Below are 18,910 nucleotides of genomic sequence, written 5' to 3'. Positions count from 1 at the left end.
GGAGATAAAATGCATTATTTTGCAAAGTATATAGTATTAGAAGATAGGATTTTAGAAAACTGTTACATGGAAGTAGAAGATGGCAAGATTAAATCATTTTCCAAAAAGGAAGTAGAAGAATACGAAGACTTGGGAGAAATTATCGCTCCAGGCCTTGTTGATACTCACATTCATGGTTATGGTGGCAAGGATATAATGGATTGTAAAAAAGGCTACTTAGATGAAATATCCAAAGGTATTTTGGAGTGTGGAGTTACAAGCTTTTTGCCAACAACCCTAACAGATTCAACAGAAAAGCTAAATGAAGCTTGCAAGGTGATTGGTGACGAATATAAATCAGTTACAGGTGCCAAGGTTAGGGGAATATTCTTGGAAGGACCATTCTTCACAGAAAAATACAAGGGTGCTCAAAACGCATCATATATGTCAGATCCTGATATAGAGAAACTTAAAAAATGGAAAGAGCTATCAGATGGCTTAGTAAATAAAATTGCCATAGCTCCAGAAAGAGAAGGAGCAATTGACTTTATAAAAGAAGCAAATGCTATGGGAGTAAGAGTTGCCTTGGGACATTCAGATGCAAGCTTTGATGAGGCTGTAGACGCAGTTGATGCAGGAGCTAATATCTTTGTCCATGTTTATAATGGTATGAGCGGACTTCATCATAGAAATCCTGGTATGGTTGGAGCTGCCATGAGTACAGATTCATATGGAGAGCTAATTTGTGATGGCCACCATGTAAATCCAAATGCAGCAAATATCCTTATGAATGCCAAGGGTAGAGATAGAATTGCACTTATTACAGATTGTATGTCAGCAGGTGGCATGCCTGAAGGAGATTATAAGCTTGGAGAGTTCCCTGTAATTGTAAAAGACGGCACAGCAAGACTAAAAGATAGCGGTAACCTTGCAGGATCAATTCTAAGATTAAAAGAAGCAGTTAAAAATGTCGTAGAGTGGGAGATAGCAGATGTATTTGAAGCTATTCAAATGGCAAGTCTTGTGCCAGCAAAATCTCTTGGTATAGATAATGTTTGCGGTAAACTTCACGAAGGATACGACGCTGATTTTATAGTTTTAGATGAGAATTTAGATCTTAAGGCAACATTTTTAAATGGGAAGAGAGTTTTTGGATGATATTAACAATTACAGCAAATCCTTCTGTAGATGTAGCTTATCAGCTGGATAAACTAAATATAGACGATGTTACAAGAACATCTGACGTTAACAAACACGCAGGAGGCAAGGGCATCCATGTTGGATATGTCCTAAAAGAGTTGGGAGCAAGTCCGGTTCATTCTGGATTTGTCGGCGGTAAACTCGGAGAATATATAGAAGAAGACCTTGAAAAAAGAGGTCATCAAGCAAGATTTGTAAAAGTTGATGGCGAAACAAGAAATTGTATAGCAATCATTCATGAAGGAAAGCAAACTGAAATTTTGGAAGCAGGTCCTAGTATAAGTGCCAAAGAAGAAGAGAAATTCTTAGATAGTCTTTCAAAAATTAGTGAAGGCTGCTCTGTGATAAATATCTCTGGATCTTTGCCAAAGGGACTTACTAGTGAATTTTACAAGAAAATAATAAAGTTTGCCAAGGACAATAACAAGTTTGTATCAGTAGATACATCTGGACAAACCCTAAAAGATATGATTAATGCAGATGTAAAGCCTGACTTAATCAAACCTAACGAGACAGAAATAGGAGATGTTCTTGGAAGGAAGATAGAAAAAAGTGAACTTAAAGATATTCTATTAGAAGAACCTTTCAAGGATATTAAGTATATAATTGTATCAATGGGAAAAGATGGAGCCATAGTAAAGGTAGATGATAGAATCTACAATGCGATTGTTCCAAAGGTTGATGCAATTAATCCTGTAGGAAGTGGAGATTCTTCCCTTGCTGGAGCTTTATTTGCTATAGATAAGAACGAAGAAGATGTAGATGCTATAAAAACATCAATGACATGTGGACTTTTGAATGTTTTAACAGAAGAGATTGCCCACATTGAAATGGATAAGTTTGACGAATATTTTGAGAAAATAAAAGTAGAGGAATACAAATGAAAATTTCACAAGAAAAACTAGAAAACCTTAAACAATTAGTAAACGAAGATGGAGCTATAGCAGCTCTTGCAATAGATCAAAGAGGATCTATGGAAAAAATGATGGATAAGGCTAACCCTGACCTAAACAATGTAGAAGGAATTGGAGCTTACAAGGAGTTAGTTTCTAAAGAACTTACACCATATGCTTCATCAATCCTACTTGACCCAATTTATGGAGAAAAAGGAATTACAGCTAAGGCAAAAAATGTTGGACTTATCCTAAGCTATGAGCAAACAGGATATGACGAATATGACGAAGGCAGACTTCCACGTCTAATCGACTTTATGAGTGTGTTAAGAGCTAAAGAAATGGGAGCTAACGCAATTAAAACACTTCTTTATTATGATTGCGACGATGATGAAAAAACAAACGACATCAAGAGAGCTTGGGTAGAAAGAGTTGGCTATGAATGTGAAGGATTAGGTTTACCACATTTCTTAGAAATCATCACTTACGATAGAAATATGGATTCTGAAAAGGGAGAAGAATACGCTAAGGTTAGACCAAACAAGGTAAACACAGCTATGAAAGAATTCTCTGATCCTAGATACAAGGTAGATGTTCTAAAGGTAGAAACACCAACAAACATGAACTTTGTAGAAGGAATTGGCAAAGAAAATCCAGTTTATACAAGAGATGAAGCTATAGGATACTTCAAAGAACAATCTGAATCAACAAACTTGCCATTTATATTCTTATCAGGTGGAGTAAGTGCAGAAATCTTCCAAGAAACTCTAAGACTTGCTAAAGAAGCTGATTCAAACTTCAACGGAGTTTTATGTGGTAGAGCTACATGGAAAGATTCAGTAGATATATTCGGTAAAGACCAAGACGAAGCTAAAAAATGGCTAGAATCAACAGGAAAAGAAAACATAGAAAAATTAAATGAAGTTCTAAAAGAAACAGCACACTCTGTTTTTGAAAAAATAGAAGACTAAGACAAATAAAAAGACGGGAACGAGTTAAATTGTTTCCGTCTTTTAGCTTTTTAAATTATGAGGCTATGCTTGCGCTTTTAACTACACCATTTTCCACGATTATAATTAGTCCTAGACCAGAGTCTTTCACATCATTTGCGATATTGTTAAACTCTTCTATCGTATAAGGATGTGGCTCATTTATACCCCCAGTGCTTCTTAGAATAGAATTTTCATCTAGCTTAAAAGTATAGGTTGAATTATCCATTTGAGTGGATCCTTCTAAAAAGTCACGGTCATCTATATCTTCATTATAATTTAAAGATCCCTTTACTATAAGAGTATTAGTTTCGCCATCTACATAAAACTCATAGGTGCTAGCATATCCTAAATCATTAAAATCACCATTTTGACTTGCTATAATAGAAGTTAGATACTTGCCGTCTTTATCAAGGGAAGAATTATCCTTGTCATTATTTTCAGTATTTTCTAAACTTTCAATATTCTTTATATCACCCTCAGGATTTTCCTGTGTAGGATTGTTAGAAATATTTGATTCCTCTTTGGTATCGGAGCTTTCGTTATCTTCGTTTTCTAAATCTTTTTTATCCTTACCAGAAGTTTCTTTTTTATTATCTTTATTTATTTTTACTTCAACCTTCTTATCTTCCTTATCCTCACTTTCTTTATTTTGTGAACAAGCACTTAGGGCTAAGGCAACTAAAACAAGGGCAAATACTTTTTTAAAATTGTTTTTCATATATCTCTCCTTTGATATATATTCTACCCCAAAGTATATTCTATCATCTAGTATAATTATTTAATTTTAGTTATTTATTTTATAAAGTTGGGTAAATATATGATTAGGAAAAGCTTTTTCAAAAAGTTTTCTAAGAATCTAATTAAATGTATGAAAATAAAGAAAAATAGCAAGCAATTTCATTAAATTTTTAGGTATATTAGTAAAAATTTTATAAATATTGTGACAGGTAAATATATTTGACAAAAATTTTTATTCGGTTTACAATTTAATTAGATGACAATTATTAAAGGAGGATTTTATGCTTTTTAAGACAACAGATCAACATGAGGCCCTACGTAAAAAAGTTAGAGCTTTTGCTGAAGAAAAGGTAAAACCAATAGCTTTCGACTTAGATCAAAAGAATGAATTCCCAGATGATATAGTGAAAGAAATGGGAGAATTGGGCTTTCTAGGAATACCTTATCCTAAAGAATATGGTGGCCAAGGTCTTGATGTTATTTCTTATGCAATCGTTGTAGAAGAACTATCTAGAGTAGACGGTGGAGTTGGTGTAATATGCTCAGCTCATACATCACTTGGTTCATGGCCAATATTTGCATTCGGTACAGAAGAACAAAAGAAAAAATACCTAACACCACTTGCTAAGGGTGAAAAATTAGGCGGCTTTGGACTTACAGAAGAAAACGCAGGTTCAGATGCAGGTGGAACAGAAACAACTGCTGAACTTGATGGCGATAATTATATCTTAAATGGTAAGAAGATATTTATAACTAACGCTCCAAAAGCTGATACATATGTTGTATTTGCTGTAACTACACCAGGTATTGGAACACACGGTATATCTGCCTTCATCGTAGAAAAAGATTTTGAAGGATTTACATTCTCAGACCACTATGACAAACTAGGTATTAGATCATCATCTACTGCTGAACTTCATTTTGATAATGTTAAAGTTCCAAAAGAAAACCTACTCGGTAAAGAAGGTCAAGGATTTAAGATTGCTATGGCAACACTTGACGGTGGTAGAATTGGTATAGCTTCACAAGCTCTTGGTATTGGACAAGGTGCTTATGAATCTGCTCTTGCTTATGCTAAAGAACGTGAACAATTTGGTCTTCCAATAGCTCACTTACAAGCAAATACATTTAAACTTGCTGATATGGCAACTCACCTACACGGTGCAAGACTTATGATTTACCATGCAGCAGAACTTAAAGAAAATCACGAAAGATATTCTGCAGAAGCTGCTATGGCTAAACAAGTTGCATCAGATCTTGCTATGAAGATTGCTACAGAAGCTGTACAAGTTTACGGCGGTTCTGGATTTATCAAGGGTGTTGATGTTGAAAGATTCTTCAGAGACGCTAAGATTACACAAATCTATGAAGGTACTAACGAAATCATGAGAGTTGTAGTTGGTGCAAACACTGTAGGACGTGCTCCAAAAATGAAAAGAGCAGGAGGTAAAGGCAAAGGTGCTGGTCCCATCGCAGGAGTTCGTAAAAAAGAAATCTACGAAGGAGACCCTAAAGAAGCTGTTAAAAAGCTTGTTCAATCACTAAAGAAAGACGGATATGACTTTACAGTAGGTATCGATCCAAATACACCAATTCCTGAAGCACAAAGAGTAGTTGTTGCAGGACGTGGTATAGGTGAAAAGAAAAACATGAAACTAATAGAAGAACTTGCTTACCAAGCAGGTGCAGCTATTTCTTCATCTAGACCAGTTGCTGAAACATTAAAGTATATTCCGTTAGATAGATACATCGGTATGAGTGGTCAATCATTCAAGGGTAACCTATATATTGGTGTCGGCGTATCAGGCGCAGGACAACACCTAAAGGGAATGAAAGACGCATCAACAATCGTTGCAATTAACAACAGCAAAAATGCTCCAATGTTTAATAACTGTGACTACGGTATCGTAGGAGATGCTATGGAAGTTCTTCCACTTCTTATCAAAGAACTTGATAATGGAGAAGAAAAGAAACCAGCTCCACCTATGAAAAAAATCAAAAGATCTAAACCAAGAAAGATGGCTCCCAAAGAAGATATTTACGTGGATTTGGGATCTGGTTACGAATATGACCCAGAAGTAGGCGATCCAACTCAAGGAATCGAACCAGGCACACCATTTGACAAGTTGCCAGACGAATGGGTAAGTCCAGTTTCTGGAGAAGCTAAAGAAGAATTCGTAAAAGTAGAATTCCCAGATGATAGAAAATAGTAGGAGGATTTAATGTATACAGTTAGAAAAGTAACAGACGATTTATATTATGTAGGTGGGGACGATAGAAGACTTGCCTTATTTGAGAATATATTTCCTATTCCTGAAGGAGTTTCTTACAACTCATACCTACTAATGGACGAAAAAACAGTACTAGTCGACTCAATAGATTGGGCAGTAACAAGAGAATATATGGTAAACATAGCAAGAGTTCTAGATGGTCGTGACCTAGACTATATGATAGTTCACCACATGGAACCAGACCACTGCTCAGCTATAGAACTAATGCTACAAAGATATCCAAACATGAAGATAATCTCTTCTGAAAAGGGAGTAATGTTCATGAGACAATTTGGTTATCATGTAGATGATAGATATATCGAAGTAAAAGAAGGCGATACAATTAGCTTTGGTAAACACGAATTTACTTTTGTTGAAGCTCCAATGGTTCACTGGCCAGAAGTTCTAATGAGCTATGATAGCACAGACAAAGTTTTATTCTCAGCTGACGCTTTCGGTTCATTTATCGCAAACAACGGTAGACTATTTGCTGACGAAGTTGATTGGGATAGAGATTATCTTGATGAAGGACGTAGATATTACACAAATATAGTTGGTAAGTACGGTACATTTGTACAAAAAGCCCTAGAAAAAGCTGGCGGACTTGACATAAAATATATTTGCCCACTTCACGGACTAGTTTGGAGAGATAACCTTGGTTATATCATCGACAAATATGTACACTGGGCAACCTATGAACCTGAAAAAGAAGGTGTATTAATTGTATATGCATCAATGTATGGTAATACAGAATTTGCAGCTCAAGCTCTTGCAAGCAAACTTTGTGAAGCAGGTATTACAGATATATCCCTAAGAGACGTATCAAACACAGATGTTTCTACATTAATAGCTGAAACATTTAAATACTCTAACTTAGTTTTAGCATCTGTAACCTACAACCTAGGTATCTATCCAAAGATGAAAGACTTCCTAAACGATATGGCTGCTCTAAACTTACAAAATAGAGCTGTATCAATCATCGGAAATGGTACATGGGCACCACAAGCAGCAGAAAAAATGGAAAAATTCCTTGACGAAGAGATGAGACTAATGGATGTTCTTCCAGAAGGACTAGACATAGTATCAAGTCTGAAATCACAAAAAGAAGGTGACATGGACGCTATAGTTGAAGGAATCAAAGACTCTATGAAAAAACGTAGAGAAGAAAAAGAAAAAGCTGCTTCACAAAAGAAATAATAATAGTATCATAGATATACTGTTTAACTTAGAAAACCTCCCAAATGGGAGGTTTTTGCTTTTATAAATTTATTAAGATATAAGAAAGTTTTATTAAAATATATAGCCCTCTACATTATAAATAAACCTACTATCTTATCATTAATTATATATGATAACTTAGGTTAAATAGATAAGCTGTAATATTAAAATAAGCCAATAAAAAATCAGCAAGCCTTAACTTGCTGATCTTTATTCTAGACTAGTTTAACGAATTCGTCATAGACTGCTTGAACTTGTGGGCCTATGATTACTTGAACAGCCTTAGGGCCTGGTTTCATAACACCAGCAACTCCAGCTGATTTTATCATATCATCGTTAACCTTTTCTGAATCTTTGACTGTTAGTCTAAGTCTAGTTGTACAATAACCTGTTGTATCTATATTTTCTGCTCCGCCAAGACCAGCCAAGATTTTTCTAGCTGTTTCTTCGTAAGAGTTAGAAATTGTAAGTTTTTCTTCTCTTTCTTCTTCAGCTTGTGATTTATCAGTTGCGCCAACTTTTCCCATATCTTTTGTATTTCTACCTGGAGTAGCGATATCTAATTTCTCAATCAAAGTACTAAATACAAAGTAATATAAGCAGAAATAAACAAGTCCCATTACTACAAGGATAAGAATATTTGCGTGCATTGGGTTTTTAATTGAAAGAACGAAATCAACAAGTCCTGCTGAGAATCCAAACCCTGCGTAGGCCTTTAGTGTTGCTGCAAGAAATGCAGAAATTCCTGTGAAAGCCGCATGGATTAGATAAAGTTGTGGTGCAGCAAACATGAATGAGAACTCGAGTGGTTCTGTAACTCCTGTTGCAAAAGATGCAAGAGCGCCTGCAAGCATGATTGCCTTTGTAGCTTTTTTATTCTTCTCGTCAGCTTTTTTTGCAATAGCAAGAGCGGCGCCTGGTAGACCGAACATCATAATTGGGAAGAATCCTGCTTGGTACATACCTGGGTGGTATACATTTGTGATTGATTCTTGAACATTACCCAAGAAGTTTGGAATATCGTTAATTCCAACAAGGTTAAACCAAAATACTTGGTTTAAAGCGTGGTGAAGACCTGTTGGTATTAGAAGTCTGTTAAAGAAGGCGTATATACCAGCTCCTATTGGACCTAATCCTAATAAGAATTGACCAAAGTTAACTAAACCAACATAGATGATTGGCCAAACGATAAATAAAATTCCTGAAGATACCATAGCCATAAATGATGCCATGATTGGAACGAGTCTTCTACCAGAGAAGAAAGCCAAGAAGTCAGGAAGTTTTGTTGAGTAGAACTTATCATAGGCAAATCCACCTATAATACCTGATAAGATTCCGACAAAAACATTTCCGTTGCCCATAGTTCCAAAAGCTGTTGCCCTAAATTCATCGGCAGCAGTCCATGCTTCAAGCTCCATTCCAGAAAGCATTGCCACTGTAGCAGGGCTTAGTAACTTGATAATTGTTAGAAATGACACAAGACCAGCAAGTGCAGACGCACCGTGGTTGTCGCGAGCCATTCCAAATGCAATACCTACAGCAAAGATTATACCAAGGTTATCAAGAACTGATCCACCAGCAGATATTAAAAATGCTGCGATAGGTGATCCAGCTCCCCATAACTCAGGGTCAATTGCATAGCCTATACCTAAAAGTAAGGCTGCTAGAGGCATTACAGCGACTGGTTGCATTAGGGATTGCCCCAATCTTTGTAGTTTTTCTTTCATAACTACCTCCTATAATTTCATAAAACGTTTACAGCTTTATTTTAACACATTATCAAGATACAAAGCAAGCATTTGCGATAAAAAGATTACATTTTCAAACATTAATAGAAATTATTTAAGAAATATAAATTTACTTTTAAACAAACAAAAAAGCAGGAATAAAATCCTGCCCTTTTGCGTAATTATATTGTAATTTGAAAGATAGTACTAGTCAGCTAGGATATCTCCTGTAAGAGCGTCAACTTCTTTGTCATCACCATTATCTATATCGAATTCATATTTTGTTTTACCGTCATCTGTAGATAGGCTCCATCCAAGAACTTTTGCATCTTCTTGACCTGTTAGAGCTTTATCCATTGCTTCATCTAGGCTGATGATTGATGCAAAGTCGATTGCTTCTATAGGTTCGTTATCGCTATCTTCCTCTTCTTTTTGTTCTTTGATATCACCTGTGTTTGCATCTAAAACAAGTTTGTATTCAGTATTTTCTTTCTTTCCGTCGATTTCGTATTCATATTCTCCGTTTTCAAGCTCAAGAGATATATCTTCGATTTCGATTCCTTCGTCGCCGAAAGTTTCTTTGAATTTAGCTATAGCTCCATCTAGGTCGATTTTTACTTCGTTAATGTCAGAAGTTGCAGTTTTTACAGCAGTTTCTGCATTATCTTTTGCGTCTTTTGCGTCATCTTTTACTTCTTTGGCGCTATCTTTAGCATCTTCTACTTTTTCTTCTACCTTTGTATCTGTACTTGCTGTATCATCTGTTTTGTTTTCTGTTGAGTTGCCACATCCTGCAAGAACGATTCCTGCTGAAAGAGCAACAGCTAATAATTTTTTGTTCATAAAATCTCCTTTTTCATTTCGATTTCACATATATTATAACTCTTATTTAAGAAATGTAAAGTTTATATTAAGAAAATTAATAAAAAGACAACATAAAATTAATAAATAAAAAGAGCTGGCATATACCAGCTCTAAGTTTAGTTTAATTATTTGTTTTCGTCAGCTTTATCTTCTTCTACTGCGTTTTTAGCATCGTCAGCTTTTTGATCTACAGAATCTTTTGTATCTTCAGCTTTTTCGTCTACTGATTCTTTAGCATCTTCAGCTTTTTGATCAATATCTTCTTTAGCATCTTCAGCTTTTTCGTCTGTAGTAGCTTTAGCGTCGTCTGCTTTTTCTTCTACTTTTGTTTCTGCAGATGTATCTGCTGGTTTTGTTGTGTCAGCGTTGTTTCCACAACCTGCAAGTGCGAATGATGCAACTAGTAATAGTGCTGCAATTTTATTTGTTTTCATTTTAATCTCTCCTTTATATTTAACAAGTTTCTTGTTACGTATTAATTATATACCCAAATCATAATTTGTAAAACATTTTTAATAAAAAAGGCTAGTTTTTCCTATATTTATAAGAATTTAATACATTTATGATATAATTTTTTAATAATAGGAGGATAAAATGAAGGTACTTATAGTTGAAGATGAGAGAAAGCTTCTAAGGCTTTTAAAAGAAGGGCTTGATTTATTAGGTTATGTGACAGATGTAGCTAAAGATGGAGAAGAGGCTTTGGACTTTGCCTATGTCGAAGCTTATGACATTATTATTTTGGATATAAACTTGCCTAAAAAAGATGGTTTTGAAGTTTTAAGAGATATTAGACAGTTTAATAAAGAAGTAAATATCATAATGCTAACTGCTAGATCTGATATAGATGATAGGGTTAAGGGATTAGATTACGGTGCAAATGATTATATGACTAAACCCTTTGACCTTAAAGAGCTAGATGCGAGAATGAGATCTCTCTTAAGGAGAAAATCTATTCAAGAAGAAACAGAAATAACCATAAATGGCATAACTTTTGATACAGTTAAAAGGATAGCTACATTTAAAGGGGAAGATTTGGGACTAACTGCAAAGGAAACTGGTATTATAGAATATCTTTTCTTAAATAGAGATAGGTATGTAAGCGTAGAAGAGCTAATGGATCATGTGTGGGATTCAAATGCGGATGATTTTTCAAATACTGTTAGGGTTCACATGTCATCTCTAAGAAAAAAGATTAAAAAGGTAACGGGTGAAAATTATATAGAAAATGCAATAGGTAAAGGCTACAAGATTTATGAAGAATAAAAAATCTTACGATTCCATAGTTACAAGGCTAATCATATCGGTAGTTATAATTTTCTTATTAATGATTGTAGTTTCAAATTATCTTATAAATAGAAAACAAATTATGGTAATGGAAACTGTTTTTGAGAGATTTTCTGAAAGACTTCCAGCAAATAACAAGGCAATGGTGCTTTTAGTAGATAGCACTCAGGTTCAATCGACTAGTGATTTTAGAATATATTCTGGAATGGTTATGGCAGGAGCTTTGCTGTTTGGTTCCTTGACCTTTGCCTACATTATAAATAGAACACTAAAACCTTTAAAGGATCTTGAAGAGAAAATATCTGAAGTAGATATAGAAAATCCAGCCACCTTTGAAGAGAGTTTTCTAATGGAAGAAGGTCCTAGCGAAATAAAAGAATTGGCTGAGAAATTTGATGATTTGATCCAAAGAATCTATAAAGATTATAGGAAACAAAAAGACTTTTCATCAAATGTAGCTCACGAGCTTAGAACCCCGATAGCTATAATGCAAGCTCAGGTTGATGTTTTTAGGAGAAAAAAATTAGACTCAAATTATGAAGAATTCCTGGATACTATGGATTCGAATCTTAAGAGACTTAAAAAACTTATAGATTCCGTTCTTCTTTTGAGCAAGAAAAATAAACTCGATATTACTAAAATAAGTCTCGATGATATGATTGATGAGATTATCTTTGACTTGGAAGATAGGGCTAGTGAAAAAAATATAGCTATAAATTATTCCTATAATAATATAGACATAAACTCAGATGATGTGCTTGTCCAAAGGCTAATATTTAATATTGTTGAAAATGCAATTAAATACAATAAAGAAAATGGAAGTGTAGATATCAGTGTTAATAAAGATAAAAATGATGTTGTTGTGAAAGTAGCTGATACCGGTATTGGCATAAGTGATGAGAAAAAGGAAGAAATATTTGACCTGTTCTACCAAGTAGATGACTCAAGATCTAAAGAAGGATTTGGTATTGGCTTATCCTTATCAAAGGATATAGCAGAAAATCTCGGTGCAAAGATTGAAGTTTACGACAACAATCCTTGCGGATCTATATTTGTGATTAAATTTAGAAATATTTAACATAAATTTAACAAGCACAATGTTAATATATAATCGAGGTAAGGATATGATATATGAAAAAAGAAGAAATGTTGGAAAGTTACTTTTACTAATCTCCATTGCCTTCATAATATATGGAGCGATGAGAGGAGAGATGGATACAGTCTTAGCTAAGGCTGTCAAATTATGTTTGGAGTGTATTGGCATTGGATAAGATAAAGAAAATAAATCGTACTGCGATTCAAGCACTTGCGACTCTTTTTACTAATATCCATATACCAAACTTCTTTACAGGAAAAATATACACGGGCCCTACCAAAAGAGCTTGTGTACCGGGGCTTAATTGCTATTCATGTCCAGGAGCGGCAGGATCTTGTCCCATAGGATCTATGCAGGCTGTAATGGGCGCCAAAAAATACAAGTTCTCATATTATGTTATAGGAACAATGATGTTTTTTGGAGTTGTATTTGCAAGGCTTATCTGTGGTTTTCTTTGTCCTTTCGGATTTTTCCAAGATCTGTTGGCAAAGATTCCCTCCAAAAAATTAAGTACAAAAAAACTAAAGCCTTTAAGATACATAAAATATGTGATACTATTTGGGCTAATGCTTGCGATGACTCTCGTACTAGGCGATAAGTACGAAGTGGTTCCTCCCATATTTTGCAAGTACATATGCCCACAAGGAATCCTAGAAGGAGCAATCCCTCTTGCTATCAAGAATCCATCTTTGAGATTAGGACTTGGAAGCTTATTTAACTTAAAACTTACGATATTAATCATAACAATTATCCTATCTATAATATTCTACAGACCTTTCTGCAAGTGGATTTGTCCACTGGGGGCATTTTATTCTTTGTTTAACAAGTACTCCCTCTACCAAATGAAGGTAGACGAGAATAAATGCATAAACTGTGGCAAATGCGCTAGGGTTTGTAGGATGGATGTAGATATAAGAAAAAATGCTTGCGATTTAGAATGTATTAGATGTAATGATTGTAAGAAGGCTTGTCCAACTAAAGCCATATCTTCCTCATTCAGACAAAAGGAGAGTTTATGAAAAACAAAATACTTATAGCTATGTTATTTGCCTTAACCCTAACAGCTTGTGGCAATACAAAAGATGAAGCGAAAGTTGAAGAAAAACCAGAAACTAAACAAGAAGAAGTTAAAAAGGATGAAGCAAACAAAGAAGAAGGCAAGAAAGATGAATCTAAAGAAGCTGAATCACAAGAAATGAAAAAAGAAGAAACTGAATCAGTGGACGCTTCAAAGGCAGGATCTAAGATGCTACCAGACTTCAAAGCAACTGACCAAGAAGGAAATGGCTATAGCAAAGAAGATATAGCTAAAAATGACGCTACAGTAATCAACCTTTGGTTTACAGGATGTTCTGCATGTATAGAAGAAATGGAAGCCTTAAATGACCTAGCAACAGAAATCAAAGGTCAAGAAGGCGTAGACTTTGTATCTATGTGTACAGACAAAGACTATGATGACTCAACTAAAGAAGCTTACGAAAGAATAATGAAAGAGAAAAAGCCAACATATCAAGCTTTAGGAGTTGAATATGAGGGAGCTATGAAAGAATTCCTAGAAAACATATTTGTTTATCCAACAACAATAGTTGTAGACAAAAATGGAAACGTAATAGGAGATCCTATCGAAGGAGCGCTAACAATCCCTGAACAACAAGAAAAACTACAAGAAAATATCAACAAAGCCATAGAAAGCTCTAAGGCATCCAAATAGATTAAACAAATAAGCTGGTAAAGGAAGGTTTTTCGATTAAATTGTAAACCTAATTTCTCTACAATACTTTATTTACAATGATCCATTTATCTAAAACCTTCCCTTAACCATAAACCTTTACAAATTTTACAAATATTTAAGCACCTTTAGGGTGCTTTTTAATTGTTTTTAAAAGGAGAAATATACAATCAATAAGAAGAAAATAATGTATTAATTATAAAGTAAATACTATTAGTCTGACCAAAGGAAGATAATACCAGTAGATGTTATATATAATCTAGCGTCTTTTTTATGCGTTAAAATCTGAATAGTATTCAAAAAAACCTTTGCTTGGGTTATAATAGAAGTAAGGAGGATATTATGGAAAATATTAGAATAGAAAGAGACTCTCTGGGAGAGATTGAGGTAAAAAAGGACGCTTATTATGGTGCTAATTCCCAAAGAGCCCTTGATAACTTCCACATTACAGGAAAGGATATGGATCCATTTTTGGTAGAGGCTATAGTTGAGGTAAAAAAAGCTTGTGCTATAGAAAATAATAAGGTAGGAATATTATCAGACAAGAAAAAGGATGCCATAGTTAGTGCCTGTGACAAGATTCTAGCTGGAGAATTCTTGGATAATTTTGTGGTTGATCCAATCCAAGGGGGAGCTGGAACTTCGTTTAATATGAATGTAAATGAAGTTATAGCTAATATTGCCAATGAAAGTTTGGGTGGTGGACTTGGAACTTATGAACATATTCATCCAAATGATCATGTAAACAAGGGTCAATCTACTAACGACGTAATTCCTTCAGCAGGAAAAATAGCTATAATTAGGTATATAAATGAGCTTAAGATAGAAGTTAAAAACTTAATAGCATCTTTCGATAAAAAAGCAAAAGAATTTGATTCTTATGTAAAAATGGGTAGAACTCAACTTCAAGACGCAGTTCCAATCAAACTTGGTCAAGAATTCACAGCTTATTCAAAAGTTATTTCAAGAGATTATGAAAGGCTTGATGCTGCCATAAAACAACTTTCTTATCTAAACCTTGGAGGAACAGCAATAGGTACAGGTCTAAATGCAGATGGTAGTTACATAAAGGAAGTTGTTCCAACCCTAAAGGAGATTTGTGATCTTGATTTAAGCCAAGCAGATGACTTGGTAGATGCAACTCAAAACCTTGATTGTTTCCTATTTGCATCTTCAGTTCTAAAGACTCTTGCAAGCAACCTTTCAAAGATAGCCAACGACCTAAGGCTCTTATCATCAGGACCTACTACAGGAATTAGCGATTACAATCTTCCAGCCAAGCAAGCAGGATCATCAATCATGCCTGGCAAGGTAAATCCTGTAATTCCAGAAGTAGTAAACCAAGTTGCTTTTTTAGTTATTGGAAATGATATGACTGTAACTATGGCAGTTGAAGGCGGGCAACTTGAACTAAACGCATTTGAGCCGATAATCTTCTATAGCATATTTGAATCAATTAAGAGTTTGAAGGGAGCTATAAATACTCTTTATACAAATTGTATAGATGGAATTACAAGTGATAAGGAAAAACTTGAAAAAAGAGTGGAAAATTCTATCGCCATCATCACACCATTTGCTCCACATATAGGTTACGATAAGTCAAGCAGGGTAGCCAAAGAATCTCTTAGAACAGGAACCCCTATAAGAGAAATCCTAATTCGTGATGGAATAATGACAACAGAAGAGATAGATAAAATCCTAAATTACGAAAAGATGACCAAGCCAGGCATACTGGATGAAGATCATATAAACAAGGACTAATTATGACAATGAGAATAGAAAAAGATTCTTTAGGAGAAATAGAAGTTCCAGAGGAGAAATATTGGGGTGCACAAACTCAAAGATCCTACCAAAATTTCCCAAAGGGTTTAGATCAAATGCCTAAAGAGCAAATTCATGCTCTAGTTTTGATAAAGAAAGCAGCAGCTCTTGTAAATAATAAGTTGGGTAAAATTGACGACAATAGAAAAGATCTCATAGTATATGCTGCAGATAGAATTTTGGCAGGGGATTTTGCTGACAATTTTCCTCTAACAGTTTGGCAAACAGGTTCGGGAACTCAATCAAACATGAACGTAAACGAAGTCATAGCTCATATTGCGAATGAGAAAGCAGGAGAAAATCTAATTCACCCAAATGATCATGTAAATAAATCCCAAAGTTCAAATGACACATTCCCAACAGCGATTCATCTAGCAAGTTTAGGATTAATTTGCGAAGACCTCCTTCCAGAGATAGATAGGTTTATCGAAGCAATAGATAAAAAAGCAAAGGAGTTTGAAGGAGTAATCAAAACCGGAAGGACTCACTTGCAAGATGCGACTCCTCTATATTTATCAGATGAAATAAAAACTTATGCCGAGCTTGTTAGAAGAGATAAGGCTTATTTAGAAAATTTAATAGAAGATTTGCGTTTTATTCCAATAGGAGGAACGGCAGTTGGTTCTGGTCTAAATGCACCAGAAGGTTATGACAAACTTATGGTTGAAAAGCTAAGTGAGCTTACTGGTTTGAAACTTGTATCTGATAGCAATAAATTTGTAGGGCTTTCTTCTAAACAAGCGGTTGCCAGAAGTCACTCAGCTCTTAAAGTCTTGGCAGAAGATTTAAATAAAATCGGAAATGACCTAAGATTTTTATCATGTGGGCCAAGAACTGGAATTGGAGAATTGATTCTACCAGCTAACGAGCCTGGATCATCTATAATGCCGGGCAAGGTAAATCCGACCCAAGTTGAAATGCTAACTATGGTAGCTATCCAAGTCATGGCAAATGACACAGCTATAAGCCTCGCTAATGCTAGTGGACAGCTAGAACTTAACACCTACATGCCACTAATAATCTATAATATGGTAAAATCAATCAAACTTCTAACAAAGGCTATGAAATCATTTAGGATTCACTTGATAGAAGATTTGCGTATAAATGATGAAAAGATAGAAGAAAATCTCGAAAAATCCCTCATGCTTGTAACATCTCTAAGTCCACACATAGGATATGATAAAGCAGCAGAACTTGCAAAATATGCCCACAAAAATGGACTTAGCCTAAGAGATGCCAACAAGGAATTAGAATTTGTTAAAGATAGCGACTTTGAAAAAATAGTAGACCCAAGAAAGATGGTCTAATATAAAAAATGAAGACTTATATTAAGAAATTGGCCTGGGAGGATAGAAACTTCCAGGCTATTAATAAACTAATAGAAAAGCATGGAAAGGATAGCAAGACTTATAACAAAAACTACAAACCTTTTGCTGTTTTTGATTGGGATAATACATCTATAATAGGAGATGTCGAAGAAGCTCTTTTATACTATATGGTTACGAATGTAACCTTTAAGATGAATCCAGATGAGTTTTATGATTTGATTAGGAAAAATGTTGATAAGAAAGACTACGACAGTAGATTTAACAATATTTGCAATCAAAGAGTTAATATAGATCTTATTTCCGAAGATATAAAATCGTCTTATGAAAAACTTTATAACAATCTCAATACTTTTGAAGGTAAGATGAGCTTAGATAAAATCAAAGATACGGATTATTACAAGGAATTTGTGACAAAGATGCTTTATAGGTACAGGGCAAGTGTCTATGATAAAAATGCAGAAGATCCTTATTGTTGGATGAGTTTTTTATTAAAAAACTATAAAAGCGAGGAAGTTTATTCTCTTTGTAAGAGAGCCTTCACATTTATGAAAAAGGAAAAAATAAGAGTAGAAGAACTCATATCGCCAGATATCAAATCCAAGGCAGGGAGAGTAGCTATAAAATATTTTGTAGGGATAAGAGTTTTGGATGAAATGGTTGATCTATACAAGAGCTTTGAGGAAAATGGTATAGATTGTTACATAGCTTCAGCTTCTTTTATAGATATAGTGAGAGCCTTTGCTACAGATAAAGACAATAACTATAGGATGGATAAGAAAAAAGTTTTAGGACTAAGACTTATGAAAGATGACGAGGGGAGAATCCTTCCTAAGTTTGATAGGAATTTCCCTATAACTATCAGAGAAGGCAAAGTTCAAACTATAAATGAATTTATCAAAAATGACAGGAACTATGGACCTATAATGGTTGGAGGAGATAGCGACGGCGACTTTGAAATGCTTACTTTTTTTGATGAAACAGAAATTTCTCTCATAATTAATAGAAAAAATTCTGGATCTATCGAGAGTTTAAGGAAAAAAGCTTTACAAGGGTCAAGTAAGTATTTCTTGCAAGGAAGAAATGTAAACGAGGGGAGATTTGTTTCCTTAGAAAAATCATAAGAAAATATTTTGTAATGTTTATAATCTCGCGAGAGAATCTTGCGAGATTTTTTCTATTTGGGGTAATAAATAAGCAGGAGGATATATGTTTTTTGAAGATTATGAAATTGGACAAGTTTTTGATGAAGAAATAGAAGATGTAATATTTACAGAAGAAGAGATTATAGAAGTATCTAAGAAGTATGACCCTAGGGATATCCATGTCGACAAAAAATTAGCTAGTGAAAGTAGATTTGGCGAGATAATTGCACCAGGAGCTTACGCTAACTTAGTCTTGTGGGGAGCTTGGGTTAGGACAGGAATAGATAGAGATGGGATTATAGCAGGAATTGCTGTAGTTTCTTGTAAGTGGATTAAACCTGTTTTGGCTAATACTAAATATAAGGTCAAAGTGGAAATAGTAGCTAAGAAAGAAAGAGTCCCTGGAAAAGACGGCTTGGTTGATTTTAAAATGACAGCATCTAATCCAGAAGGCGAGATTGTAACAGAATATACTGCCCAAGGCTTGGTAAAATTTAGGTCCTAATTTTTGGGAAAATGCTTCGATAAAAAATCAAATATGTTTATTTTGCTTTGTACATTATAAGGATAAAATCTTAAATAAAGGTAAGTTCAAGAAATACTAAACAAACATTGTATTTTAGCTA

Annotated in this window: 18 protein-coding genes; 14 read left to right on the top strand and 4 right to left on the bottom strand. The window is 34.6% G+C overall.

Features of this window, described 5'->3' with window-relative positions; translation table 11 throughout:
- Positions 1-9 precede the first annotated feature (9 nt).
- The 3 genes from nagA to E0D87_RS02855 are packed head-to-tail and all read left to right on the top strand — an operon-like array spanning position 10 to position 3,043.
- On the top strand, positions 10-1,137 hold the full coding sequence (gene nagA / locus E0D87_RS02865) for an N-acetylglucosamine-6-phosphate deacetylase (RefSeq protein WP_130819268.1): 1,128 nt from the start codon (positions 10-12) through the stop codon (positions 1,135-1,137).
- On the top strand, positions 1,134-2,063 hold the full coding sequence (locus E0D87_RS02860) for a hexose kinase (protein ID WP_004835473.1): 930 nt from the start codon (positions 1,134-1,136) through the stop codon (positions 2,061-2,063). Before nagA ends, E0D87_RS02860 begins: the two co-directional genes overlap by 4 nt.
- Positions 2,060-3,043 (top strand): tagatose 1,6-diphosphate aldolase, encoded by a 984-nt coding sequence (locus E0D87_RS02855; RefSeq protein WP_004835461.1) that lies wholly within the window; start codon positions 2,060-2,062, stop codon positions 3,041-3,043. The genes E0D87_RS02860 and E0D87_RS02855 overlap by 4 nt, the downstream gene beginning before the upstream one ends.
- A 55-nt stretch (positions 3,044-3,098) precedes the next feature.
- Here the strand turns inward: E0D87_RS02855 and E0D87_RS02850 are convergent, their stop codons facing one another.
- On the bottom strand, positions 3,099-3,782 hold the full coding sequence (locus E0D87_RS02850) for a hypothetical protein (RefSeq protein WP_130819267.1): 684 nt from the start codon (positions 3,780-3,782) through the stop codon (positions 3,099-3,101).
- A 301-nt stretch (positions 3,783-4,083) separates the two neighbouring features.
- On the opposite strand from E0D87_RS02850, the gene E0D87_RS02845 reads away from it, so the two are divergent.
- Positions 4,084-6,012, top strand: a complete 1,929-nt coding sequence (locus tag E0D87_RS02845; protein WP_004835481.1) for an acyl-CoA dehydrogenase family protein — start codon at positions 4,084-4,086, stop codon at positions 6,010-6,012.
- Positions 6,013-6,024: 12 nt separating this feature from the next.
- Positions 6,025-7,269, top strand: coding sequence for an FprA family A-type flavoprotein (locus tag E0D87_RS02840; RefSeq protein ID WP_130819266.1), 1,245 nt, complete (start codon positions 6,025-6,027; stop codon positions 7,267-7,269).
- 236 nt (positions 7,270-7,505) lie between these two features.
- Here the strand turns inward: E0D87_RS02840 and nagE are convergent, their stop codons facing one another.
- The 3 genes from nagE to E0D87_RS02825 form a co-directional block, all read right to left on the bottom strand.
- Entirely contained in the window at positions 7,506-9,017 is a 1,512-nt protein-coding gene (gene nagE / locus E0D87_RS02835) for an N-acetylglucosamine-specific PTS transporter subunit IIBC (protein ID WP_130819265.1), read from the bottom strand.
- 207 nt (positions 9,018-9,224) lie between these two features.
- A complete protein-coding gene (locus tag E0D87_RS02830) occupies positions 9,225-9,860 on the bottom strand; it encodes a PepSY domain-containing protein (RefSeq protein ID WP_130819264.1) in 636 nt (211 codons plus the stop codon).
- A 146-nt stretch (positions 9,861-10,006) separates the two neighbouring features.
- A complete protein-coding gene (locus E0D87_RS02825; RefSeq protein ID WP_130819263.1) occupies positions 10,007-10,315 on the bottom strand; it encodes a hypothetical protein in 309 nt (102 codons plus the stop codon).
- 160 nt (positions 10,316-10,475) lie between these two features.
- Here E0D87_RS02825 and E0D87_RS02820 point away from each other — a divergent pair, with 160 nt between their 5' ends.
- The 9 genes from E0D87_RS02820 to E0D87_RS02785 all read left to right on the top strand — a co-directional run bounded on the left by E0D87_RS02820 (position 10,476) and on the right by E0D87_RS02785 (position 18,789).
- On the top strand, positions 10,476-11,147 hold the full coding sequence (locus tag E0D87_RS02820) for a response regulator transcription factor (protein ID WP_130819262.1): 672 nt from the start codon (positions 10,476-10,478) through the stop codon (positions 11,145-11,147).
- Positions 11,137-12,246, top strand: a complete 1,110-nt coding sequence (locus E0D87_RS02815) for a sensor histidine kinase (protein WP_130819261.1) — start codon at positions 11,137-11,139, stop codon at positions 12,244-12,246. Before E0D87_RS02820 ends, E0D87_RS02815 begins: the two co-directional genes overlap by 11 nt.
- 46 nt (positions 12,247-12,292) lie before the next feature.
- Positions 12,293-12,439, top strand: coding sequence for a CD1871A family CXXC motif-containing protein (locus E0D87_RS09080; RefSeq protein WP_004835443.1), 147 nt, complete (start codon positions 12,293-12,295; stop codon positions 12,437-12,439).
- The gene (locus tag E0D87_RS02810) at positions 12,432-13,283 is read left to right on the top strand and encodes a 4Fe-4S binding protein (protein WP_130819260.1); all 852 of its coding nucleotides are present in this window, start codon (positions 12,432-12,434) and stop codon (positions 13,281-13,283) included. Before E0D87_RS09080 ends, E0D87_RS02810 begins: the two co-directional genes overlap by 8 nt.
- Complete coding sequence (locus E0D87_RS02805) at positions 13,280-13,975, top strand: TlpA disulfide reductase family protein (protein ID WP_130819259.1); 696 nt, start codon at positions 13,280-13,282, stop codon at positions 13,973-13,975. Before E0D87_RS02810 ends, E0D87_RS02805 begins: the two co-directional genes overlap by 4 nt.
- Before the next feature lie 360 nt (positions 13,976-14,335).
- Positions 14,336-15,754, top strand: a complete 1,419-nt coding sequence (locus E0D87_RS02800) for an aspartate ammonia-lyase (protein WP_130819258.1) — start codon at positions 14,336-14,338, stop codon at positions 15,752-15,754.
- A 2-nt stretch (positions 15,755-15,756) separates the two neighbouring features.
- Positions 15,757-17,121, top strand: coding sequence for a class II fumarate hydratase (locus tag E0D87_RS02795; RefSeq protein ID WP_130819257.1), 1,365 nt, complete (start codon positions 15,757-15,759; stop codon positions 17,119-17,121).
- Positions 17,122-17,129: 8 nt separating this feature from the next.
- Positions 17,130-18,263: an HAD family hydrolase gene (locus E0D87_RS02790; protein ID WP_130819256.1), complete on the top strand. Its 1,134-nt coding sequence runs from the start codon at positions 17,130-17,132 to the stop codon at positions 18,261-18,263.
- Between the two features lie 85 nt (positions 18,264-18,348).
- Positions 18,349-18,789, top strand: a complete 441-nt coding sequence (locus E0D87_RS02785; protein ID WP_130819255.1) for a MaoC/PaaZ C-terminal domain-containing protein — start codon at positions 18,349-18,351, stop codon at positions 18,787-18,789.
- Positions 18,790-18,910: the final 121 nt, after the last annotated feature.

Origin of the sequence: Anaerococcus vaginimassiliensis (assembly GCF_900626155.1) — a bacterium.
Taxonomy (GTDB): domain Bacteria; phylum Bacillota; class Clostridia; order Tissierellales; family Peptoniphilaceae; genus Anaerococcus; species Anaerococcus vaginimassiliensis.
This window is presented reverse-complemented; position numbering and strand designations above follow the sequence as displayed.